Genomic DNA, 22,580 nt, shown 5'->3' with positions numbered 1-22,580 from the left:
CATGCTGGTAAATGCCAGCTTATGCAGAGTATCTTCCCAAAGGAAAATGCCGATAAAGCCCTAAAATACAGGCTATACCGACATTTACCAGCTTATGAAAAGATAATCAGAAATTTAGTGAGTTTTTGTTTGTTAAAATTTTAACAAACCGGTTGACGCGTTACATTGAAAAGGATAAAATTAGAAAGGATTATGTGAAGGTGAATCAGACACACAATCTAGGTTCATTTATTCAAGGAGGAGAACATTATGGACTTCATGTTAACAGAACAACAACAAATGATGAAGAAGTTATTCGCTGAATTCGCTGAAAAAGAAGTAAAACCTCTTGCAGCCGAAGTCGACGAAGAAGAACGTTTCCCAAGAGAAACTGTTGAAAAAATGAAGGCATGCAAAATGCTGGGTATTCCATATTCTCGTGAATATGGAGGAGCTGGAGCCGACTATCTCTGCTATATTCTTGCAGTTGAAGAGTTGAGCAAAAAATGTGGTACAACAGGTGTTGTTTTATCCGCACACACATCTTTAGGAACTTGGCCAATCGCTCAATTTGGTACACCTGAGCAGAAAGCAAAATATCTGCCAGATCTTTGTACAGGCAAGAAATTAGCTGCATTTGGTTTAACAGAACCAAACGCAGGTACAGATGCTGCAGGTCAGCAGACAACAGCTGTAAAAGATGGTGAAGATTATATCTTAAACGGTACAAAAATCTTTATCACAAATGCTGGTGAGGCAGATGTCTATATCATCTTCGCAATGACAGATAAATCAAAAGGCACACATGGTATTTCTGCATTTATCGTTGAAAAAGGTATGCCAGGATTTACTTTCGGACAACATGAAAAGAAATTGGGTATCCGCGGTAGTGCAACAAGTGAATTGATCTTCAATAATGTACGCTTGAGCAAAGATCAGTTGCTTGGACAAGAAGGCAAGGGATTCAAGATTGCCATGATGACATTGGATGGTGGCCGTATCGGTATTGCTGCACAGGCTTTAGGTATCGCACAAGGCGCAATCGATGAAGTCGTTCCTTATGTTAAATCACGTAAACAGTTCGGACGTGCAATTGCTAAATTCCAAAATACACAATTCCAATTAGCTGATATGCAGACAAAAGTAGATGCAGCTCGTTGGTTGGTTTACGATGCAGCAATGAAAAAAGAGAAAGGTATGCCTTATACAGTAGAAGCTGCAAAGGCAAAATTATTTGCTGCTGAAGTAGCTATGGAAGTAACTACAAAAGCAATTCAGTTGATGGGTGGTTATGGTTATACTCGTGATTATCCAGTAGAAAGAATGTTCCGTGATGCTAAGATCACAGAAATCTATGAAGGTACATCGGAAGTACAGCGCATGGTAATCAGTGGCGCAATGCTGAAGTAATAATAGATAGAAGGAAAGGAAACGAAGATCATGAAAATTATCGTTCTTGTAAAACAAGTACCGGATTCAACAGAAATCCGTGTAGACAAAGTAACTGGTACGTTGATCCGTGCTGGTGTTCCTAGTATCATCAACCCAGATGATTTAGCTGGTGTAGAGGCTGCATTGCAGTTGAAAGAAAAATATGGAGCAACAGTTGTTGCTGTTTCAATGGGTCCAGGTCAAGCTGGTGACATGTTGAAAGAATTATACGCGCGTGGCGTAGATGAATGTGTATTGATCACTGACCGTAAATTCGGTGGTGCAGATACTTGCGCTACATCTACTACTTTGGCCGGCGCTTTAAAGAAAATCGGTTATGATCTGATCATTGCCGGACGTCAGGCAATTGATGGCGATACAGCACAGGTTGGTCCGCAGACTGCTGAGCGTTTAGGTATCCCACAAGTTACGTATGTAGATGAAATTATTGAATTGACAGACAAAACAGTAACTGTTAAAAAATCATTGGAAGATTGCGAAGAAATTATTGAAGCAAAATTACCTTGTGTATTGACTACATTAAGTGGAATGAATGAGCCTCGTTATATGAACTGTAACGATATTGTTGATTCTTTCTCAAAAGAACTGACGATCTTTACTTTTGATGATCTGGGCATCGATGAAAGTTTAGTTGGTTTAGCTGGTTCTCCTACAAAAGTACATGCTACTTTTACTAAGGATGTTTCAGCAGAAACAGAAACATTTGATATGCCTGCTGCAGAGGCTGCTAAGTTGATCGCAAAAACATTAAAAGAAAAGCAGATCATCACAAAATAGGAGGAGAAGAAACATGGCTAAATTTGAAGGATACAAAGACATTTACGTATTTGTAGAACAGAAGAACGGCGAAATTGCCAACGTAGGTTACGAGCTGATTTCTGAAGCAAGAAAATTAGTTGCTTCCATTCCAAGCTTAGGCTTCAAAGTTGTTGGTGTTTTGTTAGGACATAACATTGCTGATAAAGCAAATGAAGTAATCGCACATGGTGCTGATAAAGTAATCGTTGTAGACGATGCATTATTAGAAAGCTATTCCACACAGTTTTATGCTGATGCTTTGACACAGGTCATCAATGAATTTAAACCAGATTCATTCTTGACAGGTGCAACTGTTCTTGGACGCGATTTAGCACCACGCGTTGCTGCACGTTTAAATGCAGGTTTGACAGCTGATGCTACTAAGATCGAAATGGATCAGACAAAAGTAGCAGATGGCGAAGCTTTATTGTTGGTAACACGTCCTACATTTGGCGGTAATTTATTTGGTACGATCATTTGTCCAAATACTCGTCCGCAAATGGCTACAATTCGTCCAAACGTGTTTGCAATGGATGCACCAGATGCAAGCAGAACTGGTGAAGTAGTCACTTTCTCACCAAAATGGACAGATACAGATCCAAAAGTTGTTGTAAAGAAAGTAATCGAAAAAGTAGTAGAAGGTGTCGACATTACAAAAGCAGATATCTTGGTTGCTGCTGGCCGTGGTGCTGAAGACTGCTTAGATATGGTAAAAGCCGTTGCAGAAGAATTAGGTGGAGAAATGTGCGCTTCACGTGCAGTCGTAGATGACGGCTTTGTTGATAAAGCTATTCAGGTAGGACAGACTGGAAAAACAGTTCGCCCATCTCTGTATATCGCTTGTGGTATTTCTGGTGCATGTCAGCATGTGGCTGGTATGGAAAAATCAGATATGATCATCGCTATCAACCGTGATCCACAGGCAGAGATCTTCTCCATTGCAAATATGGGATTTATCGGTGATGTAAAAGAAATCTTGCCGTTGTTAAAGGATGAGATCATCGCTGCTAAAAAAGCATAATTGAATTAATAAAAATAAGTAAGAAGAGAGGAGAGTACTATCATGAAAAAAGTTGGAGTTATTGGCGCAGGTACAATGGGTCAAGGCATTGCAAATGCATTCGCTACAAATGGATATGATGTAACAGTTTGTGACATCAAGCTGGAATGGGCACAAGGCGGAATTGATAAAATCGGTAAAAAATTAGATAAACTGGTTAGCCGTGAAAAAATGACTGCCGAAAAAGCAGCAGAAATCAAAGGTAACTTAAAAGCTGGAGAATATGCAGATCTTGCTGATTGCGATTTGATCGTAGAAGCAGTTTTGGAAATCATGGATACAAAGAAAGAGCTGTTCTCTCAGTTGGATGAAATTTGTAAAGAAGACTGCATTTTTGCAACAAACACTTCTTCTTTATCCGTAACAGAAATTGCAAAAGGAATCAAGCATCACGTAATTGGCATGCATTTCTTTAACCCGGCAGATCGTATGAAATTGGTAGAGGTTATTTCTGGTATCAACACACCTGTTGAGACAAAAGAAGCAATCATCGAAATCAGCAAATCTTTAGGTAAGACTCCAGTTGAAGTAGCAGAGGGTCCAGGATTTGTTGTAAACCGTATCTTGGTACCAATGATCAACGAAGCAGCTTTCATCCTGCAGGAAGGTATTGCTTCTGCTGAAGATATTGATACAGCAATGAAATTAGGCGCTAACCATCCAATGGGACCTTTAGCTTTAGGTGATTTGATTGGTTTGGATATTGTCGTTGCTATTATGGATGTACTCTTTGCTGAGACACACGATCCAAAATATCGTTGCTGCACATTATTAAGAAAAATGGTACGTGGCGGCAAATTGGGTCAAAAGAGCGGTATCGGATTCTACGATTACAGTAAATAGTTAAATATAGAATAATAGAAAGTGAATCCATTCCATTCACATAGGAGTTGATGGATTCACTTTTTAAAAAGAAAGGTAGGCTTATAAAATATGGAAACAGTATTAATTGCAAAAGAAGGTCATGTTGCAACTATTACGATCAATCGTCCCAAAGCATTGAATGCTTTAAGCACAGAAGTATTGACAGAATTGAATGCTGCACTTGATGAAGTTGCTGCAGACAAAGATGTATATGCTTTAGTTATTACTGGTGCTGGTGAAAAATCATTTGTTGCCGGTGCAGATATAGCAGAAATGAAAGATAAAACAGTAGAAGAAGCTGCTACATATGGTAAATTTGGTAATGAAGTGTTCCGTAAGATCGAAACATTCCGTTGTCCTGTCATTGCAGCCGTAAATGGTTTCGCATTAGGCGGCGGCTGCGAACTGGCAATGAGTTGTGATATTCGCATTGCCGGTGATAATGCCGTATTTGGTCAGCCAGAAGTAGGATTAGGAATTACGCCTGGTTTTGGAGGTACTCAACGTTTAGCACGTTTGGTCGGTGCAGGCATTGCCAAAGAAATGATTTATACTGCCCGTAATATCAAAGCAGATCGTGCTGCAGAAATTGGTTTGGTAAATAAAGTGGTACCAGCCGGTGAATTAATGGAAACAGTCATGAAAATGGCAAATGGCATTGCTAAAAATGCGCCAATTGCTGTTGCAAATGCAAAAAAAGCTATTAACGAAGGTTTACAGTGTGATATCGATGGCGGTATCGCAATCGAAGTAAAAGAATTCTCTGATTGCTTTGCAAGTGAAGATCAGACTTATGGTATGACTTGCTTCCTTGAAAAAGTGAAGGACAAACAGTTTTCTAATAAGTAGAAATGAAAAGGTGATATGTAGATGAGTAAAATAATCTCTTTGGAAAAAGCTGTTTCCATGATTCCTGATGGTGCAACTGTTGGTATCGGCGGATTTATCGGTTGTGGACATCCGCAGGAATTTTCAGTTGGAATTGAAGAAAGCTTTTTGAAAAGCGGACATCCGCGTGATCTAACGATCATGTTCTCTGCTGGTATCGGTGATGGAACAGATAAACTTGGTTTGAACAAGATCGGGCATGAAGGTTTGCTAAAAAGAATTATCGGCGGACATTGGGGATTGATTCCAAAGCTGCAGCAATTGGTATTTGAAAATAAAGTAGAGGGATACAATTTGCCATTGGGTACGATTTCGCTGATGTTCCGTGAAATTGCAGGACATCGTCCCGGTGTCATTACCAAGATCGGTTTAAAGACATTTGTCGATCCACGATTAGAAGGCGGAAAGATGAATGAGCGTACAAAAGAAGATTTAGTAGAATTGATTGAAATGGATGGTGAAGAGTGGCTGCGTTATAAGTCATTCCCGGTCAATGTTGCTTTGATCCGTGCAACTTATTGTGATGAGGATGGAAACGCAACAATGGATAAAGAAGCTGCAACGTTGGATTCATTAGCCATTGCACAGGCTGCAAAAAATTCTGGCGGTATTGTGTTGTTGCAGGTTGAAAAAGTTGTTCAAAACGGTACATTAGATGCGCGAAAAGTAAAAATCCCAGGCATTTATGTGGATGGCATCGTTATTTCCCGTCCAGAGAACCATTGGCAGACATATGAAGCATATTACAACCCAGCTTTATGTGGAGAGGTAAAAGTACCTGTTGATTCTATTCCACCAATGAAATTGAATGAACGCAAGGTCATCTGCCGTCGTGCTGCAATGGAATTAGATCCGCATGCAATCATCAATTTAGGTATCGGTATGCCGGAAGGTATTGCAAATGTTGCAAATGAAGAAGGTTTACCTGGTTTAAAACTAACCGTTGAAACAGGTGGTATTGGCGGAGTACCGATGGCAGGTACTGCTTTTGGTACATGTACAAATCCAACTGCTATCTTAGATCAGCCTTATCAGTTTGACTTTTATGATGGCGGCGGTCTAGATCAAGCTTTCTTAGGATTAGCAGAATGTGATCGTTTTGGTAATATCAATGTTTCCCGCTTTGGACCAAAAATAGCCGGTTGTGGTGGCTTTATCAACATTACGCAAACAGCGCCTGTTGTCGTTTACTGTGGAACTTTTACCGCTGGCGGTTTAAAAGTAGAAGTAAAAGATGGGCAGTTGCATATCCTGCAGGAAGGCAGAATCAAAAAGTTTATCAAAGATGTTGAACAAGTAACATTTGGAGCTGCTTACGCAAAAGAAACAGGACAGAAAGTGTTATACATTACAGAACGTGCAGTATTCGAACTGCTAGATGGTGTATTAACATTAACAGAAATTGCGCCTGGTGTTGATTTAGAAAAAGACATCATGGCTCATATGGAATTCCGTCCAGCTGTTTCAGAAAATCTGAAAGAGATGGATGCCCGCATCTTCCGTGATGAGATCATGGGGCTGCTTGAAGAAAAAGAAGAGGCTGTAACGAATAAGGAATAGCCAAAAATAAAAAATGCATCTAATCTCGAAAGAGAAAGGATGCATTTTTTGGTATAATTTAGCTATGAAAAACATCGAAGTGTTAGAGCTAAATCATTCCTATTTGAGCAATAGGAATTATACCGCATTTCAGATGATTTTACCACTGGATTGTGAAAAAAAGATCGATTCTTCTGATCCGGTGTACAGTTTTCTTGAAGTGATGGAAGGAGTCAACTGGAACAAATATCTTAATCACCCTGCTCACAGAGGGCGTGAAGAATATAATCCCTTCAAGATGATCAAAGTCATCCTGTTTGCGTTCATGAATCATATTTATAGTCTAAGAGATATTGAAAAAAGCTGTAGAACAGACATCCGTTTCATGTTCTTGATGCAGGAGGAAACGCCAAGTCACATGGCATTTCATCGTTTCATCCAAAAGTATTTAAAATATGACATCCAATTCATTTTTAGAGATATATTTGAATCAATTGAGATATTAGATCCGTCAATTGATCATGATACGGTTTATATTGATGGAACCAAGCTTGAGGCCAATGCCAACAAGTTTACTTTCATCTGGAAAAAGACCGCAATCAAAACAAGAGATAAAATATTCACTCGATTAAACGAATGGGTCAGGAAACTGGGTGATCGTATTGAAGCATCTCAAAAAGAGGAGTGGACAATAAAAGACATAGAAAATATGGCTAACCAAATTTTTCATATCGTTGAACAAGAGGGAATCACTTTCATTTATGGAAAAGGTAAGCGAAAAAGCCAGATCCAGCATTATTATGATGAATTGATGAAATACAAAGAAACACTGCAAAACTGTTTGGAAAGAATTGAACTATGCGGACCTGACAGAAACAGCTGTTCGAAAACAGACCACGATGCAACGATGATGCACATGAAAGAGGACCATTATATGAAGACAGGAATCTTCAAGGCAGGATACAATGCACAGATAGCAGTAAGCAGTGAATATATCCAATTGGCTTGTATCTATCAGGATAGAACCGATCAAAAGACATTTATCAAATTTCTTGAAACATTCAGAGCACTTTATAACAGGATGCCTAAAACAGTAGCAGCGGATGCAGGATATGGATCCTATGATAATTATTTCTTCTGTTTAGAAAATGATATGGAAGCCTATATCAAATATATGATGTATTCAAAAGAAAAAGAAACGAGCTACAAGAAAAAAACATTCATCAAATCAAACTGGAACAGAAATGGAAATGGAAGATATATCTGCCCGGCAGGACATGAATTTGGCTGTATCAATGAAACGGTTGATAAGAGAAGCAAATATTATCGAATCAATCAAACGCACAGCTGTGGCAAATGCACGGATTGCCCACTCAAATCTCAATGTACGAAAGCCAAGGGAGATCGAACGATAAGCGTGAATCCGATACTTGAGGAGTTTGAAAGAACAGCGAGAAAAAAACTAAATAGCGAAGAAGGAATCCATCATCGAGTGCAAAGATCCATACAAAGCGAAGGAGCTTTTGGAGTGATAAAAGAAGATTATGCTTATGACAGATTACATAGGAGAAGCATCAAAAATGTAGAAATGGAGTTCCTGTTGGTGTGCGTAGGCTTTAATCTGATGAAATATCATAACAAAAAAATAAGAAAAAAAGCACAAGCATAAATAATGTTGATGGGTTTTCCACAATAGGTGTTTTCATAATGCCAAAAAACAGGGATAATTGGGAGAATTGAAACAATTTCAAAGTAAAGAAAAGAAAAAAGAGGTCGTAACCTCAATAGACAGATTCGTTTAATTAAAATCTTCTATTTCGTTACAGCCTCTTTTTAATTGATTTGATATATGCTGTAAATTTGTATTATTACATGAACAAATATCTTACATTTTATTGATTTTTTTGTGTCTTACATTTTATTGATTTTTTTGATGAAATGATTTCAAAAATGAGATATAATTATAAACATGTTCGATTATTATAGGAAGGGGATATGCATGATCAACCAGACGGAAAATTTTGAACAAGGAGTTTTTCAAACAAAGGGAAAATTTTATATTCAAGGGCGTTCTGGCAGTGGAAAGACGACATTGTTGTTAAAAAGATTACAGTATTTACGAGAAGAAGGAATTTCTTTTAAAAAAGTACTGAATCTTACTGCATATAAGGAAGACACAAAAAATTTGGAACGCTTATGGAAAGAGAGTTATGATCCGTGTGGTGAGGATGTACCTTCCTTCAAGTCTATTTATCAGTTTTGTTTTCAAATATTGTATCGATATCATCAATTATATGGCGGTACACAACCGCACGTGTCACGAGATTTTCGACTGCAAGTCTCTAAGATGATTCAAGAATTTTTTGGTATACAGCTTAATCATTATGAATTGGATGAAGTGTATAAACAACTTTGTATCTGTCGCGGACAGCTGATGGATGAGGCGCAGATACAGCAGATCACATATCCAAATATGAATTTTTATTATTTATTCCAGCAGTTTGAAAAATATAAAAAGCAGCGTTCTTTAATGAGTTATGAAGACTTGATGGTAGAAGCATACCAATGTCTTTTGAAAGAGGAGAGCTTACGCCGGCAGATACGTGAACAAATTCGTTTTATTCATGTAGATGATGCCCAAAATTTATCGTTGGCTGCACATAAGATGCTGCAATTGATCAGCGATGAACAAAGTTCGGTTGCTTTATTCATCGATAATGATCAATATGCAGGTTCGCATGCTCCATATCGCCTGCGATATGAAGAATTTTTAAATATTTTTCCGGATGCTGTCAAAATTGAGCTGGATCATAATTACCGGTGTGATGCAAATATCGATGAAATGATACAAAAATTTATGCATAGTGATTATGATTTCCATCTGCAAGACGATTCTGTTGTCCGCTTTCTGACAGCAAAAGACTTAGATGCTTCTTATCACCAAGCTCTCATTTTAGCAAAAAATGATTCAAATATGGTATTTTTAAGTAGAGAACATTTTACATTATTGCCATTAGCAGATTTGTTAGACAAAGAGAACATTCCGTTCCATGTGTCTAATTTTCACAGCTTTTTCCGTGACAATACCATTCATGATCTGTTAGCTTTGTTTCGTTTGATGATGGATCCGAAAGATTATTATGCGTTTACTTTGATTCAGAAAAAAATTGGATTTGGTTTGAGTGATCGAAATTTAAACGAGATCGAACAAATGCTGCAGGAAGATGACAGTTTAGATATTTATAGCGCTATATTCAATAGTTCGATACGCTCTTCCACAAAAAATAGAGTTATCAAACACATTGAGGAAATCCGTATTGCACAACATCTGGACTCCATCAAAATGCTGTTATTTGTCTTAACAAAACTGCATTATGAAGATTATATTAAACAGAAAGGTGTTACGATCAAAAATCCTAACATTCTGGTATTTGCCACGATGGCGCAACGTTATAAGGATCCGGCAGAATTATTAGAGCGGTTCAAACATTTGATGAGCATAGAAGATGAACAAGAACATTCCATTTCTCTTTATAGTTTTTCGCAAGTAAAAGGGAAAGTTTTTGAAGAAGTGTGCTTTTTGGATTGTCTAGATGCTTTTTATCAAGTGTTCCCGGACCAGATTCAAGAAAAAAGATTTCTTTACAGCATCTTGTCTAAAATATCGAAACGTATGGTCTTCTTGGTTGCAAAGACTGCATTTATGCAGAAAATGACACCACATGCATTCATTCACGATTTATATTTGTTGATGAAAGCAAAAGATGCTGGGGAAAGAAAAGAAAGAAAGACAAAAGAAGTGTCGAAGGCAACATTACGGTCGGGAAAACGAATTGTTCATAAAACTTTAGGCAATGGACGCATTCGGCGAATCTTTCCAGAAGATGACGAGATTGAAATCGTATTTGCGGACGGTGTTGCAAAAAGACTAAAGCTTTCGGCTTGTCTAGAGAGTGCATTATTGTCATTTCATTAAAAAAGACAGTTTATCTATTTTATCTGTGATCGTTTTGATCAAAGATAAAATAGCATCCTGTCTTTTTATTTTATTTATTGGCAGATAAATAGGCTAATACAAGAGAAATCGTACTTTTTAATGCACTGATGTGTGTTCGCTCCATTCCATGTGAGGCATGCACACCAGGTCCGATCAATGCTCCTTTAATATCATTGCCGCCTTTTAATGCTGCAGAGACATCGCTGCCATACATAGGATAGATATCAACTGCATAGTTTAATTGATTGTCTTTTGCCAATGAAATCAGTGTGCTTGTCATTGCGTAATCATATGGCCCGCTGCTATCTTTCGCGCAGATGCTGACATCATATTCGCTGCATGCAAGATCCAGACCGATGCATCCCATATCAACAGCGAGCATCGTATCTACGTCGCTCGGCATGCTGCTTGCACCATGTCCTACTTCTTCAAATGTACTGAAGACAAATAGCAAATCATTTTTAAATCTTAAGTTATTCTCCTTGATATAATGCAAGACAGAAAATAAACAAGAACAGCTGATCTTATCATCAAGAAAACGAGATTTGATAAATCCGCTTTTGGTGATCACAGTTTTGGGATCGATTGCAATATAATCTCCATTTTGAATTCCCAGATTTTCTACATCAGCCTTTGTTTTTACGACTTCATCGATTCGAACTTCCAGGGTATCCGCATCTCTGGTCAATGTGGAAGCATCCGGGTGTACGTGTTTTGCTGCTGCCTTGCATAAGATGGTGCCAGTATATACTTTGCCATCGCGTGTAAGGACACGGCAATATTCACTGTCTAAAGTAGGCAGTGTAGGAGAGCCGATTGGTGTTACAGCGAGGGTACCATTTTCCTTGATGGAACGCACCATGAGACCAAGAGTATCGCAATGGGCGCTTAAAGCAAGGGTATGCGTGGAATCATATCCAGGAACACGGATGAGCAAATTCCCCTTTGCATTGTGCTCACATGTATAACCAAGCGATTTTGCCTCTTCTTCCATGAAATGGATTGCATGCATCGTATAGCCGCTAGGAGAATCGATGGACAAAAGTTTTTTTGCAAAATCAAATAAATAAGATTCGTTGATTTCAAACATAGTTTTACCTCCATTATCACGTATAAGTATAGGCTATTTTTTTATAAATGCAAGGAATGGGATTTTCAATATGCATGAGTTGTGGTATTCTAATTACAGTTTGATAAAGGAAAGAAGGAATAGAAAATGATTTCATTTGTAAATGATTATAGTGAGGGAGCATGTGACGAGATATTGCAACGTTTAAAAGAAACAAATCATTTGCAGAGCTGCGGGTATGGGCTGGATGAATATTGCCAAGCTGCGGCAGATAAGATCAAAAAAGTCATTGCTTGCGAAGATTGTGATGTTCATTTTTTAGTAGGGGGAACACAATGTAATAAAACCGTAATTGCAGCTGCATTACGGCCGCATGAAGCTGTTATCTGTGCAGAAAGTGGACACATCAACGTTCATGAAACTGGTGCAGTAGAAAACAGCGGTCATAAAGTGCTGTATGCAAAAGGGGAAGACGGGAAAATCACGCCTAAAGAAATTGAACAAATCGTGTTGAAACATACGGATGAACATATGGTCAAGCCGGCCATGGTCTATTTATCGGATGCCACGGAATTGGGTACCTATTATACATATAATGAGCTAAAAGCAATTAGTGAATGCTGCCATGCACATCACTTATATCTATTTTTAGATGGTGCGCGTTTAGGAAATGCCTTATGTGCAAAAGATAATGATTTAAAGATTGAAGACTTGCCAAAATTATGCGACGTATTCTACATTGGCGGTACAAAAAACGGGGCATTGTTCGGTGAAGCTTTAGTTATTGTAAACCCAGCATTAAAACCGGATTTTCGTTACCACATCAAACAAAATGGAGGTATGCTGGCAAAAGGCCGCTTACTGGGAATTCAATTTGAGGTGTTGTTTGAGGGGGATCTTTATTTTCGATTGGCAAACCATGCCAATGCGATGGCTCAACAGATTGCGCAGACTTTGCGTGAGTGTCATGTTGATTTCTTATTTGAATCACAGACAAATCAAATTTTTCCAATCTTCACTCAAAGCGAACTGCAAACCCTTCGTCAACATTTTGAACTTGGCGATTGGGAAAAATTGGATGATGAGCATACAGCTATTCGAATCGTTACTTCTTGGGATACAAAAGAAGAAGCAGTCAAACAATTTTGCGAAACTGTCATGAAATTACGATAATAAGAAAAAGGAATCAGCAGCGTAAGTGTTCTTTTCGACACCAACCTAAGATTCCTTCTTTTTTTATGAGTGCAAATTGGTCATATGTTTTTACTATCGAAACATATTCTCCACGTTTCAATGGCATTTGATAGGTCGTAAAATCATCTGCTTTCCATTTTCCATCCTCATTATGTAGAAAAGCATGGTCGATCCAAAGTTTTTTACCGGAGGAAAGATGTAAACAAAAATCACGTTTTTCTCCTTTTTCTAAACGAACGATTTCACTTTCTCTCCATGTGATGAACAATGGATCTTGATTTTTGACATTGACATCGCAAAGTGCTTGTGCAAGAGGCAGCGAATCCGCACTTTTGAAAGAAAAACGATCATTTTGAATGATCAAAGCATTTAACTGTCCTGCTTTTTTCACCATATTGCCGCCATCGATGGATATGATGTGTTTTTGTTCGTTTATGATCGGATTGAAACAAGCAATATCTTGACAGTATTCGCTCACTGGCATATGGCCAGCAACAACATAGTGTTTGAAATCTTTTCCATTTAATAAGAAATGAGGAAAAGTCAGTACTTCACGAAAGTCGCTGCCGAATGTCTGTTCGTTGAGAATACCTGCATGGACAAAAATGTAATTGTCTGTGTAAATGACTTGGGGGAGTGTATCCACCCAATGCAGTTCTTTGAAAAAATGCGCGAGCAGCCGATCGCAAAGCCGTTCCATATCTGTTGATTGGTCAATACTGATGCCGATTTGTGCTGCCATTTCATGCAGAATGCTTGCTTGCCTTTGACATAAGATCTTGTTTAAAAAATGCAAATTGTAGTGATGAACGATATTTTTGCAGACAAAATCACAATTTCCCATTAAAGCATAGGCATTCCCATTTTGACAAAGGTTCATGATGTATCGTAATGTCGCAAGGTTTTCATTCCCTTTTTCTATTAGATCACCTAGGAAAAGCAATGTATCTTCATATTCATCATAGTGTACTTGATCTAAAAGTGTTTTAAGCAAAGAAAGATTGCCGTGTATATCAGAAATGGCAATGATCCGTTGCTTGTTTTCATGAAGATATCTTGTCTGTACGCTGCGATCCATCGGTATGCTCCTTTCTTATCAGGTTTTATTATAGATAAAAAAGAGATAAAAGTCCATTTAAGCACTAAACAGAAAAAAACAGTAAGTTCATGCTTACTGTTTGAAGAATTGAAAGAAAGTGGGAATCTCTTTCTCCCAAGAAGCCTCACAATGTTGTCCGCCAGGCACAAGATTCAAGCGGAGATGGATGTCTTGTTGATACAATAAGTTGGCTATTTCTATATTGACTTTGCTCATATAAGTAAAGCCTCTTTTAGAGCGTGATTCATTACTTCCCCAAGAAAGATAAATATAGGTATCTGTTTGAAGCAAAAGCTGGCAATCTTGGGCAATTTGTTTTCGCACTGGACCTAAAAACGGAGATAAACAAGCTGCCCTTGAAAAGACGGCGTTGTGATAGGTGATTGAATACAATGCCATGAGTCCGCCCATAGAACTGCCGCCGATCCATGTATGGTTCCTATCTGGAAGAGTAGGCAGTTCCTGATCGATCAAAGGTTTTAATTCCTGTACGACCCATTCCATCATTTGTTTGCCGCTGCCCACGATTGTTCCTAGACGATGGTCATAAAAAGTATATGGACAATATTCGACGATACGTTGATTTCCCTCATGATTGCACTCTATTCCAACAATGATCCTTTTTTCTTTTTGTCCGTCAAGATATTCTTTTAATCCCCAGGATTTTCCATAAGTAGCTTCTGCGTCATCGAAAAGATTGTGTCCGTCATACATATAAAAAACAGGATAGCGCTGTTTGGAAGACTGCACTTCATCCGGCACATAAATATGCAGTGTCCGCATCATCTGATAAGGGGTCATCCAAACTTCTTTTTTAAATATCATATGAGCTTTCCTCCTTTTCTAATAGAGGAATCATTTCATCCAAGCTCTTTAAGATCCATTTGGCTTTCTTTCGAATAGCATCGTTGACATAAGCAGCATCGGGAATCAACAGCGGCATCGCTTGTGCTGCATCGGCAGCTAAAATACCGCTAGGGGAGTCTTCAACAACGATGCATTGCTTGATGGGAACATGCAACCGTTTGGCAGCACATTCATAAATATCAGGAGCCGGCTTTCCTGCTTTTACGTCTGAATCATAACCGGTAACGATGCTTTGAAAATAATGCTGCGCCTGCGCATGTTGCAAGTTTGCCTCTACGCAAAGTGGAAAAGAAGAGGTCGCAATAGCCATTGGTATCTTCTTTTCATATAAATAGTTCAGGATGTCATAGAAGCCTTTTTTGACATCTGCCCCATTGTTTTGGTAAAACTGTGCAAATAATTCTTTCTGCCGTTCTTTTACTTTTTCTAATGGCCATTCCTGCGGAAAATAGCGTTCAAATACATTTTTTGCACTGTTCCAGTCACGACCGGCCAGTTCACGCAAAAATGAATCTGATACGGGAAGATCAAATTCTTCTCCTAATTGGTACCAAATTTTTTGGGCGATACGTTCACTATCGAATAAAGTACCATCCATATCGAAGATTACTGCTTGTAGTTTCATTTTCTTTTCTCCAATGTATAATTAAAAAATTCTTTTACTTCTTCTAAGGTATCAAATACTGCAACGCTGATCGTATTGCCCATTGCATGTGCAAGTACTTCAGGCAAGCGTTGGATCATTTTGATATTGGAACGATATTTAGTACTGATATCGTATTCTGTATGTGTATATTCGATATTGTCTCGCCTGCCTGCAAAAGCACAGCTTTTACGAGTATGGGAAGGAATCGCAACATGATCATTGATCATGACTTGCGCCCAAATATCATAGATGTCAAAATCGTTTGCATAATCGATCATATCCGGTAAAAAGCCGCCAGGAGGACGCATATTGACTTCCAAGCCTAAGATCGTTCCTTTCTTGCCTAGTTGTGGATGATCTTCACTCAGACGGAAAAATTCAAAATGGAAAAACCGGCTTCTGGTATCAAAAGACTGCACACAACGCGAACCAACATCCATAATGTCTTCTGGGATATCTATCAGTGAATAACAGCCGATGCTGTCTCGTTCATTTACGGAATCCATGATAGAGCCGACGTAATGATGACTGGTGGCAAATTGGATCTCTTTTTTGCTGTTTGTGATTCCATCAAATGTAAAACATTCACCTGTGATGTACTCCTCTAGTAACATCGGCTGTGTAAATGTTTTAGCAAAGCACTGGCGAATCTCTTCCTCATCATTTAATTTATAGGTACTGTTTGCACCTACCCCTACATCAGGCTTACAGATGATCGGGTATCCATAAGTTTTTGCAAATGCAATCGCATTATCTGCTGTATCTGCCATCTGCCAACGTGCAGTTGGAACGTTGGCTTGCTCATAATAATATTTCATACGCGATTTTGACTGGTAGTCAGCAATATGATCGATCGTGATACCAGTGGTAATGTGAAAGTCTTGACGAAGGCGTGCGTCTTGTGCCAGCCAATATTCGTTATTGGATTCGACCCAGTCAATTTTTCCATAATGAAATGTAAAATAACCCATTGCCCGAATGAGTGCATCATAATCGTTCAAAGAAGAGACGACATAGCATTCATCAATGTTTTCTTTCAGTTGTTTACTTAGAGAATCATAGGGACAATCTACGATGGCCAATACCGTAGCTCCATGTTTTTTTAATCCACGACAAAACATCCAATAATTCTCAGGAAAGTTTGGAGATATAAATACAAAATTCATAAACAAGACACCTTTCCATTTATTAGTTCCATTATAGTACAATTTCTTAAGATTCGCGCATAGAAATCATCTTATTTGTTTTTTTAACATGGCATACTGGATAGCGATAATCGTTTTTGCATCGACGATCTTCCCTTGTTGGATCCAGTGATAAGCCTGCTGTAAAGGAATCCAGTGTACGCTGATACATTCATCCTCATCCATTGCTTTGCGCTCTTGAGGAACAAAGAGCTGCTTGGCTTCATAAATATAAATCTTTTCATTGCAAAATCCAGGTGTGGAATACATGGCGGTGATCAGCGAAAGAGAATGACAGGCATAGCCACACTCTTCATTGAGCTCACGCATGGCCGTATCATAAGGCTCTTCTTTATTTTCTATTTTTCCCGCAGGAATCTCAAATAGTGTTTTCTCAACAGCATAACGATATTGAGAGATTAATAAGACCTTATCTTCTATTTGTGCTAAGATTGCACATCCACCATGATGGTGAATGATATCGCGATGACAGATCATGCCGTTTTCAATCTCGATCGTATCGTTGGTCAAAGTAAAGATACTGCCCTTATATAGTATTTTTGATTGAATTTTTTTTTGCATAAATTCCCCTCTTTTCGTATAGTTTCAGTTTACCATGGAGGGGGCATAAGCAACAAGTAGCGGAAAGCATGGTTGAAGATCTTAAATAGGGACATACTATCATTGGGAGTGATCGAATGAAAGAATACAAATTAAAAATTTATGCGGATAGGCACCAGCCGAAACAAGAAGACGGCAAACATGCACTGATGGCTTTTCTCAGTGGTGGTGCTGTCGGCGCTTTTGGACAAATCTTGTTAACGGTATATCAAACAGTCTTTGCTATGCAACAAGCAGATGCTTATGCGATGATGGCAGTTACTGTCATGGCTATAGCTTCTTTGTTGACTGCCATCGGCGTGTATGATCGGTTTGCGCAAAAATGCGGGGCAGGTATGTTTGTGCCAATCAGCGGCTTTGCTAATTCTTTGACGAGCAGTGCATTGGAAGGAAAAAGCGAAGGGTGGGTCATGGGCATAGGCTGTAATATGTTTAAGCTTGCAGGCACGGTGATCACTTATGGCGTCGTTGCAGCGGTCATTTTTGGCTCTTTACGTTATCTATGGATGGCAGGTATATGATGAATACGATTCGATTTGATCATGTGTTTATACAGTCGAGTGCTGCCTGTGTGGGCCCGATGGAAGGAGAGGGACCGTGCGGCTCTTCTTTTGACTATATCAGCAAGGATCTCTATGATGGACAGGATACCTTTGAGAAAGGCGAAATTTCACTGTTAAACAGATCTTGTGATCTGACCATGCGAAAAGCAAACCTGCATTTGGAAAACCTGAGCGGAGCAGTTGGCGGAGATCTGATGAATCAATTGCTGGCAACGCATTATTTTGCAAAGGATCTACATATACCATTGATCGGCGTCTATGCTGCTTGTGCAACATCTTCTCTGGCGATTGCTTTAGCTTCGATCATGGTCGATCGATCCTGGGCCAAAAATATGCTGGCATTTACATCCAGCCATAATGCCACAGCAGAAAGACAGTATCGCTTTCCCAATGAATACGGAGTACAAAAAAAAGAAACGACAACGACAACTGTTACAGGGGCAGGGAGCGTGTTGCTGTCCTCTCAAAAATCATGTATTCAAGTAACGAATTGTACATTAGGAAAGATTGTTGATTGGCATTTTACAGATGCCGGCAATATGGGGATTGCGATGGCGCCGGCAGCTTATGACACATTGTTGCGTCATTTATCCATGACTCATTCTACTCTATCCGATTATGATTTGATCTTAACTGGCGATTTATCACATGCCGGCTTTTCCTTTTTGCTGGATCTGCTGGCACAAAAAGGATTCACACAATTTACAAATATGAATGATTGCGGGTTGTTGATTTATGATCGAAACAGGCAGCCGGTTTTTTGTGGAGGGAGCGGGAGCGCATGCTCGATGTGTGTAACTATAGCATACGTATTTGAACGCCTGCGAAAAAAAGAGTTAAACCGGGTGTTGGTTTTAGCGACGGGAGCATTGTTATCGCCAATTGCAACATTTCAAAAACAAAGCATCCCCTGTATTGCACATGCCATCGAATACCAAAGGAGGGAAGTTTGATGGACTATCTTCTTGCATTTGTTTGCTGTGGCAGCATTTGTTTGATAGCACAGCTTTTATATGATCATACAAAATTAACAGCAGGGCATATTACTTCTTTATTCGTTGTGCTGGGGGCAGCGTTGGATACATTCGGTATATATGACTGGTTGCTAGATCATTTTCAAGCTGGAGCTGCATTGCCAATCACCAGTTTTGGTCATTCTTTGATTCACGGTGCATTGAAAGCTGCAGAAACAAAAGGAATATTTGGCATATTATTAGGAACCTTTGATCTTACTGCTGCCGGCATCACAGCAGGAATCTTATTTGCTTTTATCGCAGCTGTATTTTTTCGGCCAAAATCATGAATTCTTGGATGGAAAGAAAAGAAGCGCTGCGAAGACGCTTCCACGGAAGTTTTGATGTCGTCTTCCGTGATATTCAAGTAGATGAGTTACAGGGAACATTAATTTTTTTATCATCGTTAACCGATGCCAATTTATTAGCCTTGATATCAGAGAGTTTTGTGATCAGTGCCGCTAATACGTTGCAATTGACGCTATATCCGGCAGCAATCGAAACAATTTATGATGAGGAGGCTGCATTGACCAGCATGCTGAGCGGACAATGTCTGGTATTATTAGAAGATCATACACCTTATTATTGTGTAGAAGTGCGCAACTATCCTTCTCGGCCAAATACAGAGCCCAATGTCGAACGCAGCGTTCGCGGTTCACATGACGGATTTGTTGAAAATATTATTTTTAATGTGGGGCTGATCCGTCGAAGGATCCGTGATCCCCAACTGCAAATGAAGATCATAAAAAAAGGTGAGATGACACGTTGCGATATTGTTTATGCATATGTAAACGGAATCGTGGACCCGGATGTGCTCAGTGATTTTGAACATCGTCTGCAGACCATAGATAAGGAAGAAATACTTTCAGAAAGAAATTTATGTGAATTGTTATATGGAAAAACCTGGAATCCATATCCTCATGTCCGTTATAGTGAACGTCCTGACATTTGCGCAATTCATCTTTTGCGTGGCTATGTCTGTGTTTTGGTAGATAACAGCCCCAGTGCGATGATCCTGCCAACAACTTTTTTTGAACAGACCAAACAAATGGAAGAATATACACAGACGACTACGGTTGCTTTGATCACACGTATCGTCCGCTTGCTGGGAATTGCTGTTTCACTTTATCTATTACCAATTTGGATCGTGTTGTCTATGAACTACAATCGAACTTTCTTGCAGATTCCTTTGATCGACAATCTGGATCCTATATCTTTTGGTGTTCAAATTTTGATCGTGGATCTAGTTGTTGAATGGATACGTCAATCTTTGATCCATACACCTACCATTCTCTCTAGCATCATGAGCTTTATCGCTGTCTTTGCATTAGGAGATATGGCAATCAGCATTGGTGCATACAGCAAAGAAATCCTGATCATGGTCGCTATATCCAATATAGGAAATTTATTGACTCCCAGTTATGAACTGTCTCTTGCTAACAAATGGATACGGGTAATGATCTCTATCTTTGCACTGTTTGGAGGTGTGGGCGGTCTCAGTATCGGTATTTTGATTCATTTCATATTATTGATCTCTACAAAAACAATCAAATTTCCATATTTGTATCCGCTGATTCCTTTCTCGTACCGCGAATGCAAAAAGCTTCTTTTAGGAGGACCGATCCATGCAAATAAAAAAACAGATCATCAGAAAACAAAGAAATGAATGATAAGAGGCCGTAACGAAATAGAAGATTATAATTAAACGAATCTGTCTATTGAGGTTACGACCTCTTTTTTCTTTTCTTTACTTTGAAATTGTTTCAATTCTCCCAATTATCCCTATTTTTTGGCATTATGAAAACACCTATTGTGGAAAACCTATCAACATTATTTATGCTTGTGCTTTTTTTCTTATTTTTTTGTTATGATATTTCATCAGATTAAAGCCTACGCACACCAACANTGTAACGAAATAGAAGATTTTAATTAAACGAATCTGTCTATTGAGGTTACGACCTCTTTTTTCTTTTCTTTACTTTGAAATTGTTTCAATTCTCCCAATTATCCCTGTTTTTTGGCATTATGAAAACACCTATTGTGGAAAACCCATCAACATTATTTATGCTTGTGCTTTTTTTCTTGTTTTTTTGTTATGATATTTCATCAGATTAAAGCCTACGCACACCAACAGGAACTCCATTTCTACATTTTTGATGCTTCTCCTATGTAATCTGTCATAAGCATAATCTTCTTTTATCACTCCAAATGCTCCTTCGCTTTGTATGGATCTTTGCACTCGATGATGGATTCCTTCTTCGCTATTTAGTTTTTTTCTCGCTGTTCTTTCAAACTCCTCAAGTATCGGATTCACGCTTATCGTTCGATCTCCCTTGGCTTTCGTACATTGAGATTTGAGTGGGCAATCCGTGCATTTGCCACAACTGTGCGTTTGATTGATTCGATAATATTTGCTTCTCTTATCAACCGTTTCATTGATACAGCCAAATTCATGTCCTGCCGGGCAGATATATCTTCCATTTCCATTTCTGTTCCAGTTTGATTTGATGAATGTTTTTTTCTTGTAGCTCGTTTCTTTTTCTTTTGAATACATCATATATTTGATATAGGCTTCCATATCATTTTCTAAACAGAAGAAATAATTATCATAGGATCCATATCCTGCATCCGCTGCTACTGTTTTAGGCATCCTGTTATAAAGTGCTCTGAATGTTTCAAGAAATTTGATAAATGTCTTTTGATCGGTTCTATCCTGATAGATACAAGCCAATTGGATATATTCACTGCTTACTGCTATCTGTGCATTGTATCCTGCCTTGAAGATTCCTGTCTTCATATAATGGTCCTCTTTCATGTGCATCATCGTTGCATCGTGGTCTGTTTTCGAACAGCTGTTTCTGTCAGGTCCGCATAGTTCAATTCTTTCCAAACAGTTTTGCAGTGTTTCTTTGTATTTCATCAATTCATCATAATAACGCTGGATCTGGCTTTTTCGCTTACCTTTTCCATAAATGAAAGTGATTCCCTCTTGTTCAACGATATGAAAAATTTGGTTAGCCATATTCTCTATGTCTTTTATTGTCCACTCCTCTTTTTGAGATGCTTCAATACGATCACCCAGTTTCTTGACCCATTCGTTTAATCGAGTGAATATTTTATCTCTTGTTTTGATTGCGGTCTTTTTCCAGATGAAAGTAAACTTGTTGGCATTGGCCTCAAGCTTGGTTCCATCAATATAAACCGTATCATGATCAATTGACGGATCTAATATCTCAATTGATTCAAATATATCTCTAAAAATGAATTGGATGTCATATTTTAAATACTTTTGGATGAAACGATGAAATGCCATGTGACTTGGCGTTTCCTCCTGCATCAAGAACATGAAACGGATGTCTGTTCTACAGCTTTTTTCAATATCTCTTAGACTATAAATATGATTCATGAACGCAAACAGGATGACTTTGATCATCTTGAAGGGATTATATTCTTCACGCCCTCTGTGAGCAGGGTGATCAAGATATTTGTTCCAGTTGACTCCTTCCATCACTTCAAGAAAACTGTACACCGGATCAGAAGAATCGATCTTTTTTTCACAATCCAGTGGTAAAATCATCTGAAATGCGGTATAATTCCTATTGCTCAAATAGGAATGATTTAGCTCTAACACTTCGATGTTTTTCATAGCTAAATTATACCAAAAAAATGCATCCTTTCTCTTTTGAGATCAGATGCATTTTTTATTTTTGGCTATTCCTTATTCGTTACAGCCTCTTTTATTTTTCT

General features: G+C 38.6%; 20 protein-coding genes. 13 read left to right on the top strand and 7 right to left on the bottom strand.

What is annotated here, in order from left to right; translation table 11 throughout:
* Window positions 1-249 precede the first annotated feature (249 nt).
* The 8 genes from BQ9859_RS04815 to BQ9859_RS04780 all read left to right on the top strand — a co-directional run bounded on the left by BQ9859_RS04815 (window position 250) and on the right by BQ9859_RS04780 (window position 10,556).
* Window positions 250-1,389, top strand: a complete 1,140-nt coding sequence (locus BQ9859_RS04815; protein WP_075877103.1) for an acyl-CoA dehydrogenase — start codon at window positions 250-252, stop codon at window positions 1,387-1,389.
* Between the two features lie 30 nt (window positions 1,390-1,419).
* Window positions 1,420-2,208: an electron transfer flavoprotein subunit beta/FixA family protein gene (locus tag BQ9859_RS04810; RefSeq protein WP_075877102.1), complete on the top strand. Its 789-nt coding sequence runs from the start codon at window positions 1,420-1,422 to the stop codon at window positions 2,206-2,208.
* 13 nt (window positions 2,209-2,221) lie between these two features.
* Window positions 2,222-3,250 (top strand): electron transfer flavoprotein subunit alpha/FixB family protein, encoded by a 1,029-nt coding sequence (locus BQ9859_RS04805; RefSeq protein WP_075877101.1) that lies wholly within the window; start codon window positions 2,222-2,224, stop codon window positions 3,248-3,250.
* Window positions 3,251-3,292: 42 nt separating this feature from the next.
* Window positions 3,293-4,132 carry a 3-hydroxyacyl-CoA dehydrogenase family protein gene (locus BQ9859_RS04800; protein ID WP_075877100.1) on the top strand — a complete coding sequence of 280 codons (840 nt, stop codon included), beginning with the start codon at window positions 3,293-3,295 and terminating at the stop codon, window positions 4,130-4,132.
* Between the two features lie 90 nt (window positions 4,133-4,222).
* On the top strand, window positions 4,223-5,002 hold the full coding sequence (locus tag BQ9859_RS04795) for a short-chain-enoyl-CoA hydratase (protein ID WP_075877099.1): 780 nt from the start codon (window positions 4,223-4,225) through the stop codon (window positions 5,000-5,002).
* A 21-nt stretch (window positions 5,003-5,023) separates the two neighbouring features.
* A complete protein-coding gene (locus BQ9859_RS04790) occupies window positions 5,024-6,601 on the top strand; it encodes an acyl CoA:acetate/3-ketoacid CoA transferase (protein ID WP_075877098.1) in 1,578 nt (525 codons plus the stop codon).
* Between the two features lie 64 nt (window positions 6,602-6,665).
* The gene (locus BQ9859_RS04785) at window positions 6,666-8,249 is read left to right on the top strand and encodes an IS1182 family transposase (RefSeq protein WP_075877097.1); all 1,584 of its coding nucleotides are present in this window, start codon (window positions 6,666-6,668) and stop codon (window positions 8,247-8,249) included.
* A gap of 330 nt (window positions 8,250-8,579) precedes the next feature.
* Window positions 8,580-10,556 carry a UvrD-helicase domain-containing protein gene (locus tag BQ9859_RS04780; RefSeq protein WP_075877096.1) on the top strand — a complete coding sequence of 659 codons (1,977 nt, stop codon included), beginning with the start codon at window positions 8,580-8,582 and terminating at the stop codon, window positions 10,554-10,556.
* Window positions 10,557-10,626: 70 nt separating this feature from the next.
* Here the strand turns inward: BQ9859_RS04780 and BQ9859_RS04775 are convergent, their stop codons facing one another.
* Window positions 10,627-11,667 carry a M42 family metallopeptidase gene (locus BQ9859_RS04775; protein WP_456237776.1) on the bottom strand — a complete coding sequence of 347 codons (1,041 nt, stop codon included), beginning with the start codon at window positions 11,665-11,667 and terminating at the stop codon, window positions 10,627-10,629.
* A 126-nt stretch (window positions 11,668-11,793) separates the two neighbouring features.
* Here BQ9859_RS04775 and BQ9859_RS04770 point away from each other — a divergent pair, with 126 nt between their 5' ends.
* On the top strand, window positions 11,794-12,819 hold the full coding sequence (locus BQ9859_RS04770; RefSeq protein WP_075877095.1) for a threonine aldolase family protein: 1,026 nt from the start codon (window positions 11,794-11,796) through the stop codon (window positions 12,817-12,819).
* 13 nt (window positions 12,820-12,832) lie between these two features.
* Here BQ9859_RS04770 and BQ9859_RS04765 read toward each other — a convergent pair whose 3' ends face one another.
* The 5 genes from BQ9859_RS04765 to BQ9859_RS04745 form a co-directional block, all read right to left on the bottom strand.
* Window positions 12,833-13,918, bottom strand: coding sequence for a metallophosphoesterase (locus BQ9859_RS04765; protein ID WP_075877094.1), 1,086 nt, complete (start codon window positions 13,916-13,918; stop codon window positions 12,833-12,835).
* Window positions 13,919-14,011: 93 nt separating this feature from the next.
* Window positions 14,012-14,764 carry an alpha/beta hydrolase gene (locus BQ9859_RS04760; protein ID WP_075877093.1) on the bottom strand — a complete coding sequence of 251 codons (753 nt, stop codon included), beginning with the start codon at window positions 14,762-14,764 and terminating at the stop codon, window positions 14,012-14,014.
* On the bottom strand, window positions 14,754-15,431 hold the full coding sequence (locus BQ9859_RS04755; protein WP_075877092.1) for an HAD family hydrolase: 678 nt from the start codon (window positions 15,429-15,431) through the stop codon (window positions 14,754-14,756). The genes BQ9859_RS04760 and BQ9859_RS04755 overlap by 11 nt, the downstream gene beginning before the upstream one ends.
* On the bottom strand, window positions 15,428-16,618 hold the full coding sequence (locus BQ9859_RS04750) for an ATP-grasp domain-containing protein (protein WP_075877091.1): 1,191 nt from the start codon (window positions 16,616-16,618) through the stop codon (window positions 15,428-15,430). Before BQ9859_RS04750 ends, BQ9859_RS04755 begins: the two co-directional genes overlap by 4 nt.
* A gap of 66 nt (window positions 16,619-16,684) precedes the next feature.
* Window positions 16,685-17,218: an NUDIX hydrolase gene (locus BQ9859_RS04745; protein ID WP_075877090.1), complete on the bottom strand. Its 534-nt coding sequence runs from the start codon at window positions 17,216-17,218 to the stop codon at window positions 16,685-16,687.
* A gap of 116 nt (window positions 17,219-17,334) precedes the next feature.
* Here BQ9859_RS04745 and BQ9859_RS04740 point away from each other — a divergent pair, with 116 nt between their 5' ends.
* From BQ9859_RS04740 to BQ9859_RS04725, 4 genes are read left to right on the top strand one after another with little or no spacing between them, the layout of a single operon-like run.
* Window positions 17,335-17,778 carry a SpoVA/SpoVAEb family sporulation membrane protein gene (locus BQ9859_RS04740; protein ID WP_075877089.1) on the top strand — a complete coding sequence of 148 codons (444 nt, stop codon included), beginning with the start codon at window positions 17,335-17,337 and terminating at the stop codon, window positions 17,776-17,778.
* A complete protein-coding gene (locus BQ9859_RS04735; RefSeq protein ID WP_075877106.1) occupies window positions 17,778-18,773 on the top strand; it encodes a stage V sporulation protein AD in 996 nt (331 codons plus the stop codon). The genes BQ9859_RS04740 and BQ9859_RS04735 overlap by 1 nt, the downstream gene beginning before the upstream one ends.
* Window positions 18,773-19,123, top strand: a complete 351-nt coding sequence (spoVAE, locus tag BQ9859_RS04730) for a stage V sporulation protein AE (protein WP_075877088.1) — start codon at window positions 18,773-18,775, stop codon at window positions 19,121-19,123. Before BQ9859_RS04735 ends, spoVAE begins: the two co-directional genes overlap by 1 nt.
* An 8-nt stretch (window positions 19,124-19,131) precedes the next feature.
* Window positions 19,132-20,499 (top strand): spore germination protein, encoded by a 1,368-nt coding sequence (locus BQ9859_RS04725; protein WP_235846395.1) that lies wholly within the window; start codon window positions 19,132-19,134, stop codon window positions 20,497-20,499.
* 396 nt (window positions 20,500-20,895) lie between these two features.
* Here BQ9859_RS04725 and BQ9859_RS04720 read toward each other — a convergent pair whose 3' ends face one another.
* Window positions 20,896-22,479 (bottom strand): IS1182 family transposase, encoded by a 1,584-nt coding sequence (locus tag BQ9859_RS04720; RefSeq protein ID WP_075876680.1) that lies wholly within the window; start codon window positions 22,477-22,479, stop codon window positions 20,896-20,898.
* Window positions 22,480-22,580: the final 101 nt, after the last annotated feature.

Source organism: Merdibacter massiliensis (genome assembly GCF_900155395.1).
GTDB lineage: Bacteria > Bacillota_I > Bacilli_A > Erysipelotrichales > Erysipelotrichaceae > Merdibacter > Merdibacter massiliensis.
Note: the sequence above shows the minus strand (reverse complement) of the source record. Positions and strands in the feature narration are given on the sequence as shown.

What these genes read in the sequence shown, in the direction of transcription:
- BQ9859_RS04735 (WP_075877106.1), top strand. Translation starts at nt 17,778, where the DNA reads ATGAATACGATTCGATTTGATCATGTGTTTATACAGTCGAGTGCTGCC.
- BQ9859_RS04720 (WP_075876680.1), bottom strand. Translation starts at nt 22,479, where the DNA reads ATGAAAAACATCGAAGTGTTAGAGCTAAATCATTCCTATTTGAGCAAT.
- spoVAE (WP_075877088.1), top strand. Translation starts at nt 18,773, where the DNA reads ATGGACTATCTTCTTGCATTTGTTTGCTGTGGCAGCATTTGTTTGATA.
- BQ9859_RS04725 (WP_235846395.1), top strand. Translation starts at nt 19,132, where the DNA reads ATGGAAAGAAAAGAAGCGCTGCGAAGACGCTTCCACGGAAGTTTTGAT.
- BQ9859_RS04810 (WP_075877102.1), top strand. Translation starts at nt 1,420, where the DNA reads ATGAAAATTATCGTTCTTGTAAAACAAGTACCGGATTCAACAGAAATC.
- BQ9859_RS04745 (WP_075877090.1), bottom strand. Translation starts at nt 17,218, where the DNA reads ATGCAAAAAAAAATTCAATCAAAAATACTATATAAGGGCAGTATCTTT.
- BQ9859_RS04775 (WP_456237776.1), bottom strand. Translation starts at nt 11,667, where the DNA reads ATGTTTGAAATCAACGAATCTTATTTATTTGATTTTGCAAAAAAACTT.
- BQ9859_RS04785 (WP_075877097.1), top strand. Translation starts at nt 6,666, where the DNA reads ATGAAAAACATCGAAGTGTTAGAGCTAAATCATTCCTATTTGAGCAAT.
- BQ9859_RS04765 (WP_075877094.1), bottom strand. Translation starts at nt 13,918, where the DNA reads ATGGATCGCAGCGTACAGACAAGATATCTTCATGAAAACAAGCAACGG.
- BQ9859_RS04805 (WP_075877101.1), top strand. Translation starts at nt 2,222, where the DNA reads ATGGCTAAATTTGAAGGATACAAAGACATTTACGTATTTGTAGAACAG.
- BQ9859_RS04795 (WP_075877099.1), top strand. Translation starts at nt 4,223, where the DNA reads ATGGAAACAGTATTAATTGCAAAAGAAGGTCATGTTGCAACTATTACG.
- BQ9859_RS04750 (WP_075877091.1), bottom strand. Translation starts at nt 16,618, where the DNA reads ATGAATTTTGTATTTATATCTCCAAACTTTCCTGAGAATTATTGGATG.
- BQ9859_RS04800 (WP_075877100.1), top strand. Translation starts at nt 3,293, where the DNA reads ATGAAAAAAGTTGGAGTTATTGGCGCAGGTACAATGGGTCAAGGCATT.
- BQ9859_RS04760 (WP_075877093.1), bottom strand. Translation starts at nt 14,764, where the DNA reads ATGATATTTAAAAAAGAAGTTTGGATGACCCCTTATCAGATGATGCGG.
- BQ9859_RS04755 (WP_075877092.1), bottom strand. Translation starts at nt 15,431, where the DNA reads ATGAAACTACAAGCAGTAATCTTCGATATGGATGGTACTTTATTCGAT.
- BQ9859_RS04780 (WP_075877096.1), top strand. Translation starts at nt 8,580, where the DNA reads ATGATCAACCAGACGGAAAATTTTGAACAAGGAGTTTTTCAAACAAAG.
- BQ9859_RS04740 (WP_075877089.1), top strand. Translation starts at nt 17,335, where the DNA reads ATGAAAGAATACAAATTAAAAATTTATGCGGATAGGCACCAGCCGAAA.
- BQ9859_RS04790 (WP_075877098.1), top strand. Translation starts at nt 5,024, where the DNA reads ATGAGTAAAATAATCTCTTTGGAAAAAGCTGTTTCCATGATTCCTGAT.
- BQ9859_RS04770 (WP_075877095.1), top strand. Translation starts at nt 11,794, where the DNA reads ATGATTTCATTTGTAAATGATTATAGTGAGGGAGCATGTGACGAGATA.
- BQ9859_RS04815 (WP_075877103.1), top strand. Translation starts at nt 250, where the DNA reads ATGGACTTCATGTTAACAGAACAACAACAAATGATGAAGAAGTTATTC.